The following is a 14,100-nucleotide window of genomic DNA, read 5'->3' on the forward strand; positions in this document are numbered from 1 at the left end:
CCTGACATCGAGTACCGCGCACAGGGGGCGCCGGCGCTCGAGGGGGCGTGTACTACCGGCCGCGGGGCGGCCGGAGCACGGAACTTCGGGGACGTCCGGCGCGCGAGTGCTGACCGCGAAGGACCATCATGACGACGCCGAACAACGGGCAGCCCGGCGACTGGCAGCCGAACAACGTGCAGCCGGACCAGCAAACGCCCGGGTTCCAGCAGCCGAGCCAGCAGCCGAACCAGCAGGCGCCCGGCGACTGGCAGCCGAACCAGCAGCAGGCACCCGGCTTCGGGCAGCCGGACCAGCAGACGCCCGGGTACCAGCAGCAGCCCTACGCCGGTACCGGCGCGGGTGTCCCCGCTTGGCAGCCGCCGACCCCGGAGAAGAAGGGGAAGAGCGTCGCGCTCCGCATCCTCATCCCGGTCGTGTCCGTCCTCGCCGCTGTCGGTGCCTCCGTGGGCGTCCGCGCGCTCTTCAACGCCAACGCCGAGCCGTCGCCGTCGGCGCTCGCGACCGAAGCGGCGAAGCAGGTCAACGAGAACTACACGTTCCCGCTCGAACTCGACGAGGTCACGCGGTGGGACGGCGTGACGGCGGACGGCGCGGAGCTCGACTACGCCTACACGATCGACTCCTCGGTCGATCCGGCGAGCCTGACCGCGGCGGACCTCAAGTCGTCGGTCGTGTCGAACGTCTGCCAGAAGAAGGAGTCGCGCGACCTGCTGTCGAAGGCGATCGTGATGCGCTACTCGTACGTCTTCGAGGGCACTGACCGCACGATCGACTTCGCGGTCACCACCGCCGACTGCTGACACCCGAGCGGGAGGACTGACGCGCGGTGACCCCAGCACGCCGGGTCTTCCACGCGCTGCTCGTGGCGGTGGCCCTGACCAGCAGTGCGTGGATCGAGGTCGCGCACTTCGACGTCCCGGTCTGGGCGTTCGCGATCGTCTCCGTCTTCGGGCTCGCCTACGGCGCGGCGCTCGTCCGCGTCGGGGCGGCGGGCTGCCTCGTGCCGACGGTGCTGTTCCTCGGGAGCTTCGTGGTGCTCGGCGTCCTCGTCGAGCATGCGTCGGACTGGGGGCCGCTGCAGTACGGGTGGCTGCCCGCGGTGCTCGCCGGCGCGTTCCTCGCCAGGGTGCTGTTCCCGGACGTCGGGCCTCGGCGGCGCAAGGAGACGGCGGGCCGCGGGCTGCGCACGGCCGGCGGGGAGTGGCTGCGCGAGCTCGGCCCGATCATGCTGTGCATGGGGGCGTTCTGCGTCGCCGCGATGGGGGCGCTCCTGCACAGCGAGGGCGATGAAGCGCTGCGCTACGACGATGCACTCCGGCGGTCCGGTGTGGTCGTCACCGGCGAGGTCGTCCACGTCGAGCGTGCACACTTCACGGGCTACAAGGGACGCGGTCGGACTGAGTACACGCCGGTCACGCGGCGGTCGTTCGAGGGTGTCGAGTACGAGACGGCGCTCGACGAGTACACGGTGACGAACGACCAGGACTACTACCGCGTCGGGGAGCGTGTGCGCGTCATGGTGGATCCGAACGACCCGACCAAGGTGGGCATCCGGTCGGCTGAACTCCGCGAGATGTTTATCGGAAGGGTCGATCGAGGTCGCGGCTCCGCGTTCACCGCACTGCCGCTGCTGGCCGTCGGGGCGCCGCTCCTCGCGGTGCAGACGGTCGAGGGCGTCACGCGGAGGATCCGGACCAGGCGCACCCGGCGGTGGGGGAAGGCCCGACGACAGGTGCTCGCCGCTCGGCGGCGGGCTCGACGGCGGGCCGACGGTGTCGCAGCAGCCCACCGCGCCGGAGCTCACCCGCCGAGCGTCGCGCGGTCGCCCCGGGAGCCGCGCACGCCGGCCGAGTGATCACGCAACCCCGACAGGAGCAGTCGGCGACAGAGCGAGACGATCACCCGTCGGAGCCGGTCGTCCGTCGGAGCCGGTCGTCCGTCGGAGCCGCACCGCGCCTCCAGGCCGGATCGTGGGACCAGCCGCCGGCGGTCAGCGCGGGAGCCCGTTCACCCACGCGCGGAAGGTGACGGCATCGCTGTCGCGCAGGACGACTGCCGGTGCTTCCTGCGCGTCGTACAGGAGCGCGAGGCTCTCCGGCGGCAGACCGGCCAGCTGCCGACCCCCGAGCGACGTCGGGGCGACGAGCGCAGGGCTGGCGAGGAACGCGAGGGGCTGCGAGTCGGATTCGACGACCCCTGTCCTGCCGTCGATGAGAGCGCGGACCTCTCCGGGGTGCAGCGCGACGACGTCGCCACCGACGAACAGTCGGATCACCGGACGCAGGCGACCGCCGGGACCGAGCGGGGCGGTGGTCCAGTCGGCGCTGCACGCGATACCGCGCCAGGGTGGGATGGGGACGCCGTTCGGTCGGAGCGCTGCTTGGGCCGTCGCGCGGGGACGGACGACGCGCTCCTGCAGGTACGCCTCGAGCTCTGCGTAGCCGCGGGCCAGGCCCATGACGGAGAAGAGGCGCTTCCCGGTCGCGTCACGTGCCTGCAGGCCGCCGTACTGGTTCGCGATCGGTAGCACCGCCGCAATCTCGGCCAGGTCGACGCGACGCTCCTGGTGGAGGCCCTGGCGGACCAGCAGGTGGTCCTCCATCGCGAGCACCCGAGTCCGGCGCATCGAGCGGGAGAGCACGATGCCTCCGATGCCTGCCAGCAGGAGGACGATCGCCATGACGACGAGGCTGGGTTCGACACCGGTCGAGATCGTCGTGGCGGCGCCGAGCGCCAGCAGGGCTCCGCCCAGGAGGAAGATGATGGCGACCACGCGGATGAGCACCCACTGGAAGGTCCGCAGGCGCACGGTGACGAGCGCGCCGCCCTCGTTCGGCAGCGGCTCCCCACGCTCGCGCCGGCGTCGGTCGCTGTGCTTGGTCGCCGCCGTCACGGATCTCGTGATGACGAACGCCGCCACCATCGCGATCCCCACGGACGTGATCGTGATCCACATGTGTCGTCCCCCTCGTGCTGCGGCCCCTGGACCGAGTGGTCGACCGCCACGTTCGGGACGGTCGACCACTCGATCATGCATCCCCGACCACCGGATGGTGTTCGGTGATCCCCCCAGGGTGCGTTGTGCAGAGTATCAATTCCAGCAGGCCCCGCAAGTTCGCATGTCGCCGTGCTGTGGCTCGAACGGGGGTGGTCTCCTCCTGTGGAGGACGGAACCTCACGGTATTTCAGCGGCTAGGATCGACCACGCAGTCGATTCTTGAGGGGGACGATCGTGATGTTGACGCGCGCCGGGGGAACCGGGAACCGGCAGGGGAGCCGCATCGCGGGAGTGGTGGCCGTCACGGGCGCACTCGCGCTGGTGCTCGCCGGGTGCACCGCCGACCAGGACCAGGTGACGGATCCGTCACGCGTGCTGCAGACGGTGGACACGACGCTCACGACGAACGGCGCCGTGAACGCGATCTCGGACACGACGATCTCGGTCGCCGGAGAGCGCTCGTCCTCGAAGACCGTCGACCACGACGTGCAGGACGCGGCGGGGGACCTGCCGCTCCGGATCACCACGCAGTACACGACCGACAAGCGCTCCGGGACCGACCTCGCCGACCTCGACGGGTACTCGGGTCGCGTCGAGATCGACGTCACCGTCGAGAACCTCACGGTCCGGTCGCAGAACCTGTCGTACGACGTCGCAGGGGCCTCCCGTTCCACGCCGGCGCTGGTCGGCGCACCGTTCAGCGTCGCCGCGTCGACCGTCCTCGACGGGGTCGCACCGGACCGCATCGTGACCGAGTCCGTCGACGGCGGCGCGTCCACCGACGGCGTCGTGAGCACCAACGCCTCCGGTGACGCAGTCGTGCAGTGGGGCCGGCTGCTGGCGCCGCCGACGTCGGGAGCGAGCAGCACGCTGCACCTCGTCGCCGACGTCCGTGACTTCTCGACGCCCGCCATCGACGTCGCGGCGCAGCCCGGGCTGACGACCGACCTGTCGACCAGCGGCGTGATGAACGGGGCGTTCGGGTCCGAGACGGACTCCGAGCTCGCCCTGCAGCGTCGGACGATCGACCTCATCGCGCAGGTCAACGAGGTCCTCGCCCGTGCCGGCGGGACCATCACCGAGGTCCGCACGAACCTCGAGTCGACGTCCGAGACCCTCGGTGTGCGGACGGCGGAGCGGCTGCAGGAGAGCAGCGCGTCGCTCGCGAGCACGATGCAGTCGCTGTCGGGTGAGCTCGGTTCGCTGAACGGTGACCTCGGCTCGACCGTGCAGGCGACGCAGTCGACGGTGCTGCAGCAGCTGCAGCAGACGACGGGCAGCCTCGACGCGCTGCTCGGGGACACGTCGGCGACGGCGCCGAAGGCGGTGCTCGACGGTGAGGGATGCAACGCGGTCCCGCAGACCGGTGCAGCGGGCTCGAGCGTCTACGGGAACCTGCTGCGCGTGTCCGCGCAGCTCGAGGGCTACGCCGACGCGAGCGAGGCGTGCAAGCAGCAGGTGAGCGCGCAGCTCGCGACCTCGGTGGGGCCGACCTCTCCGGATGCCACGGCCTGCGCCGCCGAGGAGGCCCGTGGTTCGTTGACCTGCGCGCTCTGGGAATCGTCGGCTGCCGTCAACACCTCGCTGATCGGCCTGGTCAGCAAGGGGCAGCAGCTCGCGGACGGGCTGAACCCGGACCTCGCGAAGAAGGCGATCGAGCAGTCGGACGACCTGAACGGGGATCTGCAGCAGATCTCCGAGGCGCTGCAGGACATCGCGAGCGACGAGGACGGCACGGTCGGCGAGAAGCTGCGAGCACTCGACGCGCTCGTCACCACCACCAACGCGTCGGTGCGACCGGTGCAGGAGGCCGTCACCAGCGTGCACCGGCGCGCCGTCGCCGCGCGTGCGGAGGTCGGGGACCTCGACGATTCCGGCCTGTTCGGGAAGTCGACCCTGCAGGCGCAGAACCGGGCGCTCGCCGATCGCCTGTGCCAGCTCGCCCGACCGGGCGTCCTCAGCCCGGGGGACCTCGACCAGGACCAGGTCGACACCCTGCGGGGTTACCTCACCGCGGAGCCCTGCCCGGGAACGGATCAGCCCGAGGGCACGACGCTCCGCCCCGGCTTCGGCTTCTCGACCCCGATGGACGAGCGGCTCGACGAGCAGGCGGCGGCGTGGGACGACGTCGTCACCGGTACCGATCTCTCGGCCGCCAGCGGTGTCGGGCCCGCCGTGCGCGACCTCGCCGCTGCTGTCGACGCGCTCGAGCCCGGTGTGCGTGACCTGCGTGAGGCGATCCGGGACGACAGCGGGTCGGTCGACCAGTCGGTCACGGGCCTGCAAGCCCTGCTGGACCCAGCGATCGAGTCGGGCGCTGTCGTCAACGACCAGCTCCAGCAGGTGCGTGACCAGCAGGCGAAGCTGCAGGACGCCGTGCGCGAGGCGTTCCAGCAGGCGTCGGACGACTCGGGCAAGCAGGTGCAGGCCCTCATCGACGAGCAGGTGCGCAAGGTCAGCGACACCGCCGGCACGAGCCGAGAAGCCGTCGTCGACGCGTTCGACAAGTCGATCGCCGGCCTGCGCACCACCTCGGGCGAGGTCACGAGCGACTCGAAGGGCACCATCGACGAGCAGAAGGGCTCGCTGCAGGAGCAGAGCAGCAGCCTCGCCTCGTCCGTGGACGAGCAGACCGCGGCGAGCCTCCAGCGCATCGACGCGAGCACCAGCGCCTCGGTCCGCGACGTCGAGGGCGCCAGCACGCTGCTCACCGGCGACCTCAACCGCGTGATGCTCGACCTCGGCGACCGCGAGGTCAACGGCTCCGGCATCCTCGGCGCGATGGCCACGAGCGCGGCGAAGTCCGACTCCGCCGACTACCAGCTCGCCCTCGCCTCGCAGAACGCCTCCGGCTACGCCAACGTCCGTGCCGAGGACGTCGCGGGCATCCTCCTGCAGCAGCAGCAGTTCCGCGCCTCGCTCGACCGGGCGGCGAAGCTCCCCGCCTTCCGTCTCGACGTTCCGTCCGGCGCGACGTCGACGACGCTCTACGCCTTCCGGATCGGAGCCGAGCGATGAGCCACGTGCAGGACCACTCGACCGAGGCGGCCGCAGCGGAGCCCGCGGAGACCGCAGCGCCCGACGCCGCCCGGACCCGGAAGCGCCGCCGCACCGCGATCATCGTCGCGGTGGCCGTCCTCGTGGTCGCCGCCGTCGTCACCGCGCTGCTCGCGGTGCGTGTCTCGGCCTCGACCCCGGCCGAGGCGGTCTCCGCGACGGCACCGGTGCCGATCAGTGTCGCCCACGTCCCCGACGGCACGAAGATCGGCGTCGTGGTCACCCTCGGTGACGGCGAGGGCGCCCAGTGGGACGACGCCGCGCAGGGTGCCCTGGTGGCGCAGCGTCGCCTGGAGCTCGGCGGCACGGACGTGCAACTCGTGACGAAGAACGACGGCGGGTCCGCCGACGGCGCACGGAAGGCCGTCGAGGCCCTCGCGTCCGACGGCGTCTCGGGCATCGTCGTGGCCACGTCCGGCGACCACGTCCGTGGGGCGTTCACCGCGGCGGCCGACGCCGGCATCCCGGTCGTCGCACCGTACGCGGCCGGCGCGGACGACGCCTGGTCGACCGCGCCGTCGACGGAGTCCGTCGCGACGGCACTGCAGGACGCGCTCGGCGACGCCGCGTCGCCGCTGCTCGTCGACCTGGGCGGCGGAGCGCCGTCCGGAGTGCGGTTCGCCCACGTCGTCGACGCGACGAGCGCACCCGACCTCGGCGCTCTCGCCACCACCGTCGCGCAGCGCACCGGCGCGGCGGCGGGCTCCACCGACGCCACGACGGCCGACGACCAGGCTGCAGCCGAGCAGGCCGGAGCCGAGCAGGACGGGGACGAGCAGGCGGCACCCGACTCCGACGCCGTGGTCGTCAGCGGTCCGGCCGGACGACAGGGAGCGCTCGTCGCCGCCCTCCAGGAGGCCAACGTCACCGCTCCGGTCGTCCTGACCCCCGAGGCCACCAGCCCCGCCTTCGCGGCTGCGCTCGCCCAGGCGGGCGGCAGCCTCAGCGGCGCCTTCCGCACCGTCGGGGTCGAGACCGACGACGCCCGTGCCCTGTCCTCGGACGCCGAGGGCCGCGCCATGTCGGCGTTCCTCGGCGGCGTGCGGGTCCTCGCCGACGACGCGGACGCGAAGAACCTCACCGGCGACCGGTCGTTCGCCTCGGTGGCGACCGTGGCCGACGCCCGCAGCCACGACGCCGTCGTGGCGCTCGTGACGGCCGTCGGGACGGCCCGGAGCACGGACGCCACCGCGGTGTCGGACGCGTTGGCCCGGCTCGACCTCGGGGCCGGAGACGGCCTCGCAGGCCCGGCACTCGACTTCGGCTCGCGACAGGCCCTCGGCGATCCCGCCGGCGTGCTCGCCGCCTCCGCGCAGGACCTCGGGCTCCGCCCCGCCGCTGCGACCGAGGACGACGGGGCCACGCCCGCGCTCGTCTGGTTCTCCGACTCGACCGACTGACCCCGTCCCACCTGCACCACCCGCACCGCCGCACCACGCCCAGGGAGGACCGCCCATGCGCCTGCTGATCGAGCTCGACGACCGCCGCGAGACGATCGAGGCCGACGGGTGGGCGGAGTCCTCCACGCTGGGAGACCTCGTCGCGGCGTCGCTCGGCACCCCGCTCGACCCCGGCACACCCCTGGCGGTCGACGGTCACCGGACGAGCTCCGACACCCCGTTGCGCGACCTGGTGCTCCTCGAAGGGTCCCGGGTCGCCCGCACCACCGAGGAGCCACCGCGCGCCGTCGACGGGTGGAGCGTGACCCTGGCGGGCGGCCTCGGGGCGGGCGTCGTCGTCCCGGTGCCGCGCAGCCGTCGGCTCGTCGTCGGACGCGCTCCGCAGGCGGACGTCGTGCTCCCCACCGAGAGCGCGTCCTGGGAGCACTGCACCGTGGAGCGCGAGGACGACGGTGTCCGGGTGCGCGACTCCGGGTCGACGAACGGCACGGTCATCGCGGGGGAGCGCATCGACGACGAGGGCGTCCTGCTGACCGGGACCACGAGCGTCATCGTGGGCGGCGCGGTCCTGCTGCTCCGTCCGGAGCTGCCGGAGACGACCGTGCCGGCAGCGGGCACGTTGCCCAACCTCACGCCGGCCGCCACGGCGCCGTTCAACCGACCGCCCCGGCCGGGACGGCTCACCGACACCGAGCCGGTGTCCCCGCCGACGCGCAGGGACGTCGCCCCGGCGTCGAAGTTCAGCTGGATCACGGTGGCGGCTCCGCTCGTGCTCGCCGGGGCGATGGTGCTCCTGCTCGGGGACGCCCGCTTCGCACTGTTCGCGCTGCTCAGCCCCGTGACCGCGATCGGCATGTGGTTCGAGCAGAAGCACCGCCGGGCGAAGAACCTGAAGGAGGAGGAGACGCGCTTCACCGAGGCGGTCGAGACCTTCCGCGGCGAGATCGCCGCGGCCGCGGCCGTCGAGGCAGCCCGCCGGCAGGACCTCGTGCCCGACCCGGCGACCGTCGTGCGTCGAGCGCTCGTCCCCACCACCGACCTGTGGCAGCGTCGGTCGGACGACGACGACTTCCTCAGCCTGCACGCCGGCACCGGTGACGCGCCGTGGCGTCCCGAGGTCGACCAGCGGGCGGCGTCGTCGAAGCTCGAGGACGAGGCGAAGGCCGCGATCGCGGACAGCCGGCTCACGGCGGCGCCGGTCGTCGCCGACCTGTCGGACGCCGGCGTCGTCGGCATCGTCGGTGACCGCGACGGTGCGCTCGCCCTGGCCCGCAGCCTGCTGGCGCAGGCGACCGTGCACTGCGGACCCGCGGACCTGACGGTCGGGGTGTTCTGCGACGCGGGCCGCGAGGACGACTGGTCCTGGGCCTCCTGGCTGCCGCACACGCGCGTCGCGGGCAGCAGCACCGGCGCCCGGTGGATGTCGGCGCAGCGCGACCAGAGCGCCGCCGTCCTGCGTGGGCTGCAGGAGTCGCTCGACGAGCTGCCCACGCCGAACCTGCTCGTCGTCGTGGACTCCGACGTCCTCACCGAGGGCCGCGACGCCCCGGCACGCAGCCTGCTCGGCCAGGGCCGCGCGGTCCCCGGTGTGTCGCTGCGCCCGGGGGAGCGGCGCCAGCGGGTGAGCGGCATCGTCATCGCGACGAACGAGCAGCAGCTGCCCGCCGCCTGCACGTCCATCGTCACGGTCGGTGCGGACGCGGCCGCGACGGTCTACCGCCCCGAGGACCGCACGCGGGTCGAGGACGTCGTGCTCGCGGGCCTCACCCCGGCCACGGCGGAGCGCGCCGCCCGCGCCGTCGCCCACTTCGACGACCCCGAACTCACGGTGCCCGGTGCATCGCTGCCGTCGCTCGTCCGCCTGCCCGAACTCCTCGCGCGGAGCGCCGCGAGCCCTGGCGGCACCGCCCGCGCCGCGGCCCCTGGCGGCACCGCCCGCGCCACCGCCCCGGGCGCAGGCCACGGTGCCGCCGCCGTCGACACGACCACCGCCGAGGGCATCCGGACCCTCTGGCAGACCAGCACCGGTACCTCGACCCCGGTCGGTTCCTCGGAGTCCGGTCTCCTGGAGATCGACCTGGTGCGCGACGGCCCCCACGGCCTGGTCGGTGGGACCACGGGTTCCGGCAAGAGCGAGTTCCTCCGCTCGTTCGTCGCCGGCCTCGCGGCCCGGAACGACCCCACCCGGCTCAACTTCCTCCTCGTCGACTTCAAGGGCGGCGCCGCCTTCGCCGCCTGCGAGCGGCTGCCGCACACCATCGGCACGATCAGCAACCTCGACGAGCAGCTGGCAGACCGAGCCATCCGCGCGCTCGAGGCCGAGCTCGAGCGTCGTCAGCGGGTCTTCGCGACGGCCGGCGCCGACATCGACAACCTCGACGCCTACCTGGCGACACGGCCGACCGAGCCGATGCCGCGCCTGCTCTTCGTCGTCGACGAGTTCGCCATGCTCGCGAAGGAGTTCCCGGACGTCCTGACCTCGCTCGTCGCGATCGCTGCGGTCGGCCGGACGCTCGGCGTGCACATGGTGCTGGCCACCCAGCGGCCGGCCGGCGTCGTGAGCGAGGACATCCTCGCGAACACGAACCTCCGGGTGGCGCTCCGCGTGCAGAGCCGCGAGGACTCGACGAACGTCATCGGCGTGCCCGCCGCGGCGGGCATCGGCCGCCAGCAGACCGGCCGCGCCTACGTGAAGCTCGGGCAGGACGACATCACCCCGGTGCAGACCGCCCTGGTCACCGGCCGCGCGCGCGACGAACGGGTCGAGCAGCCGGTCTCCGTCCGCCCGACCGACGTGTTCGGCGTCCCGGCACCGGCGCCCGCACCCGGGCCGAGTGCGTCGGACGACACCGACCTCGACGTCCTCATCGAGGCGATCCGCGCCGCGAACGACGCCGCCGGGTACGCGGCACCCCGCCCCATCTGGCCCGAGGCGCTGGGAGCCCGGGTCGACCTGGCAGACGTCCCGGAACCGTCCGACGGTGCCCGCCGCTTCGTGCCCGTCGCGCTCGCCGACGACCCCGACCACCAGCGCCAGGTCGCCGGCGGCTGGGACCTCGACGAGGGCAACCTCGTCCTGATGGGCATCCCGGGCAGCGGCACGAGCACCGCCCTGTCCGCCCTGGCCCTGCGTCTCGCGCGGACGACGAGCCCCGACGACCTCGACCTCCTCGTCCTGGACATGGGACCGGGGGACCTGGCACCGCTCGCGCAGCTGCCGCACACGACGGCCTACGTCGGGTCCGGCGCCGGGGCGGGCGAGCTGCAGGCCCGCTTCCTCCGACACCTGCGCGCCGACCTCGAACGCCGTCGTGCGAGCCCCGGCGGACGTCGAGCCGTCGTCCTCATCGATGGCCTCGCCGCACTCCGCGACGAGTACCAGGACTTCGAGGGCCAGCAGCTCCTCGACGCCCTGTACCGCGTCTACGCCGAGGGGCCGGCGCTGGGGATCTCCTTCGCCGTCTCCACGACGCGGGCGAAGGCCGTCCCGTCCGCCATGGACGAGGTCACGACCCAGAAGTGGATGTTCCGCCTGGCCGACCCGTACGACTACGCGTCCATCGGGGTCCGTCCGAAGGACGTCCCGCCGCCCGTGCCGGGTCGGTACATCGACTCGACGACGAAGCTGCAGAGCCACGTCGCGACGCCGTCGGTGCCCCTCGCCGGAGCCGTCGCCGAGGTCGCCGCGGCGTGGCCGGACGCCGCGGCGAAGACGAGCGCCGTGGGACGTCTGCCCGATGCGGTCCGGGTGCAGGACCTCCGGACCCCGGCCCGTTTCGACACCGAGCCGTGGCGCCTGCCGGTCGGCATCGCGGAGGACGACCTCGGCACCGCGGCGCTCGAGGTCTACGACGGCGAGCACGTGCTCGTCGCCGGCCCGGCGCGCTCCGGCAAGTCGACGGTGCTCCTCGCCCTCGCCGACCTGGCACGGTCCGCCGAGGGCGTCCGCCCCGCCGTGTGGGCGGTCTGCGACCGCCGGTCCCCGCTCGCCGACGGTGTGTTCGACCGCCTCGCGGTCGGTGCGGACGAGGTCCCCGCCCTGCTGGCCGGCCTCCGCCTGGAGCGGGGCCCGGTCCTGCTGCTCGTCGACGACGCCGAACGCTTCGACGACGCCGACCAGTCGATCGCCTCGCTGCTGTCCTCCGAACGGCCGGGCCTGTGCGTGGTCGCGGCCGGCCGGTCCGCCGACCTCCGATCGCTCTACAGCCACTGGACGCGATCGGTCCGGAAGTCCCGCTGCGGCGTGCTGCTGCAGCCCGACGTCGACTACGACGGCGAACTGCTCGGTGTCACGCTGCCGAGACGGGCCCCCGTCGCGCTGACCGTCGGCCGCGGCTACGCCGCATCGGGCGGTGCGGTCCGGCTCGTCCAGACGGCCGCCGCCGGCGCCTGACCGGCGCGACCACCACCGGACGGGAGGCACACCGCACCGCCGCCACGTGCCTCCCGTCCGGCGGGTCCGCGACCGGGAGGCACGGCACACCGCCGCCACGCACCTCCCGTCCGGCGGATCCGCGACCGGGAGTCGCGGTGCACGCCCGCCGCGCGCCTCCCGGCGTGACCCACGTCACGTCCCGCGACGGCGGACGCCGGTCAGTCGCGGGTGGTGATGCCGAAGGGCGAGCTCTCGAGGTCCGTGAAGTTGCCCACCGTCGCGCGGACGGTGCAGGACGGCGCGACGGACAGTGCGGTCACGACGAGGCCGTCCGAGGACACGGCCAGCGCACCCGAGCACCCGTCGGCGAAGCGCACCCCGGCCTCCCCGCCGGCGACGTCGGTGAGCATCTCCGACGGCTTCCCGGTCGAGGGGCTGCGGTAGAGGGGGTTCAGTTCGTCGGCACCGCTCGGCCACACCGGTACGAGCGTCACGGGCAGCGTGGTCTGGCTGACCGTGCGGTCGGGCGTGCGGACCTCGACGCCCTGCAGTCGCTGCACGGGGTACGAGGTCCCGGTCACGGCCTGGTCGGTGACGGCCGTCGTGGTCGCGCTGCCCGCCGCGTCGAGCCACTCCTGGAGCCCGGCCTGGTCGGGCACGTCGGACAGCCGCACGGTCGCCTGCACGGTCAGGTCCTCGCCCGCCGGGACCACCACGTCGGAGAGCGTCCAGCCGCAGCGGACGTCGACGCCGGTCAGCGACGGTTGGTTCCGGGCACCGCTCACCTCGTCGCCGGTCCACGTCACCGCGGGACACTCGGACCGCGCTCCGACCCCGGGCACCACCTCGAGCAGCGGGCCGCGGAGCGTCGCGGACTGGGCGGCGTACGTGATCGACAGGTCCACCGTGCCGGCCTGCGGGTCGACGGTCGCCTTGCGGGTCGTCGAGAGTCCGGTGGGCAGCGGACGGTCCTGCTGGTAGGCGCTCGCGGCCTGCGCCGTGCGGGCCGCACTCGGGGTGTCCTTGCCGCCCAGGGCGCCGGGGAGCCAGACGACCCCGCCGACGACGAGTGCGGCGACGAGCACCACGCCGAGGGCACCGAGCCCGAGCATGCGGTTCGTGAGCCAGTCCGGGCGCTGCCACCGGCCGCGCGCCGGGGCCTCGGGTTCGCGAGCGGCGGCGACCGGAGGGCGTGCGAGCGGCCGGAAGACCGTCTGCGAGCCCGCCTGCCCGAGTTCGGGCACCGGTCCGGCGTCCTCCGCAGCAGGTGACGGGCCGGAGCCGTCGGCTGGGGGACCGTCGGGCGCGGTACCGCCGCCGGGCCGGAGTCCGCGCACCACGGTGGCGGGCCGCTCGACCTCGGCGAAGGACTCCGGCTCGGCAGCCGGGGCCAACGCCGGGGCGTCGGCCAGCTGTCGGGCGAGGCGGCGCAGGGTGGCCGCGGCGTCGGCGGCCGCGGGCCGTGCGGCCGGGTCCTTGGCGAGCATCGTCGACACCGCCGTCCACAGCGACGCGGGGACGTCGAGCTGCGGCGGGTCCGAGGTGACGTGGCGGTAGGCGACGGCGAAGTCGGTGCCCGGTCCGGCGAAGGGGGTGCGTCCGGCGAGCAGTTCGTAGAGCATCACCCCGGCGCCGTACACGTCGGCCGCGGGGCCCGAGCGCCCCTGGCTGATCGACTCGGGGGCCATGTACTGCGGCGTGCCGAGCAGCCCGGTCGTGGTGCGCTGCCGGTCGGCCATGACGGACGCGATCCCGAAGTCCGACACCCGGACGTCGCCCGTGGCGCCGGGTGCCCACGGGGACGCGAGCAGCACGTTGTCGGGCTTGACGTCGCGATGGGTGACGTCCTGCCCGTGCGCGGCGGCGAGGGCGTCGAGCGTCTCGGCGGTGATCGTCAGGGCGTCCCGGGGCGGCAGCGTCCCGGCGTCGGTGAGCAGGTCGCGGGCGGAGCCCCCACCGACCAGGTCCATGACGATCGCGAGTCGGTCGCCCTCGACGACGAGGTCGCGCACCCGGACGATCGACGGGTGCTGCAGGCCGAGCAGCACGGTGCGTTCGCGGACGAACCGCTCGACCACGGCCGGGTCGGCGGCGAGCTCGGCGCGCAGCAGCTTGGCGGCGACGTGCTCCCCGGTCGCGGTGTGCTCGGTGCGCCAGACCTCGCCGGTCGCGCCGGTGCCGAGCAGGTCGACCAGCCGGTACGACGCACCGAGCGGTTCGCCGCGGCCGTACTGCGCCCGACCCTGCTCCGTCACGTTGCCCCCGAC

At 73.8% G+C, this 14,100-nt stretch carries 7 protein-coding genes; 5 read left to right on the forward strand and 2 right to left on the reverse strand.

The features are described from left to right. Positions 1–128: 128 nt before the first annotated feature. Complete coding sequence (locus JOD95_RS13260) at positions 129–803, forward strand: hypothetical protein (protein ID WP_066656727.1); 675 nt, start codon at positions 129–131, stop codon at positions 801–803. Between the two features lie 26 nt (positions 804–829). Then, a complete protein-coding gene (locus JOD95_RS16985) occupies positions 830–1,858 on the forward strand; it encodes a DUF3592 domain-containing protein (protein ID WP_209685401.1) in 1,029 nt (342 codons plus the stop codon). Between the two features lie 135 nt (positions 1,859–1,993). On the opposite strand, the gene JOD95_RS13270 is transcribed toward JOD95_RS16985, so the two are convergent. Further along, positions 1,994–2,959, reverse strand: a complete 966-nt coding sequence (locus JOD95_RS13270; protein ID WP_209685403.1) for a hypothetical protein — start codon at positions 2,957–2,959, stop codon at positions 1,994–1,996. Between the two features lie 276 nt (positions 2,960–3,235). On the opposite strand from JOD95_RS13270, the gene JOD95_RS13275 reads away from it, so the two are divergent. Genes JOD95_RS13275 through JOD95_RS13285 form a run of 3 tightly spaced genes read left to right on the forward strand, consistent with a single transcriptional unit; the run spans position 3,236 to position 11,851 of the window. Next, entirely contained in the window at positions 3,236–6,019 is a 2,784-nt protein-coding gene (locus JOD95_RS13275) for a hypothetical protein (protein ID WP_209685405.1), read from the forward strand. Continuing rightward, positions 6,016–7,458, forward strand: coding sequence for a hypothetical protein (locus JOD95_RS13280; RefSeq protein WP_209685407.1), 1,443 nt, complete (start codon positions 6,016–6,018; stop codon positions 7,456–7,458). Before JOD95_RS13275 ends, JOD95_RS13280 begins: the two co-directional genes overlap by 4 nt. Positions 7,459–7,513: 55 nt before the next feature. After that, entirely contained in the window at positions 7,514–11,851 is a 4,338-nt protein-coding gene (locus tag JOD95_RS13285) for an FtsK/SpoIIIE domain-containing protein (protein WP_209685408.1), read from the forward strand. Positions 11,852–12,051: 200 nt separating this feature from the next. Here JOD95_RS13285 and JOD95_RS13290 read toward each other — a convergent pair whose 3' ends face one another. Then, complete coding sequence (locus JOD95_RS13290; protein ID WP_209685410.1) at positions 12,052–14,088, reverse strand: serine/threonine-protein kinase; 2,037 nt, start codon at positions 14,086–14,088, stop codon at positions 12,052–12,054. Positions 14,089–14,100 lie beyond the last annotated feature (12 nt).

Source organism: Curtobacterium sp. 1310, from assembly GCF_017834105.1.
Taxonomy (GTDB): Bacteria; Actinomycetota; Actinomycetes; order Actinomycetales; family Microbacteriaceae; genus Curtobacterium.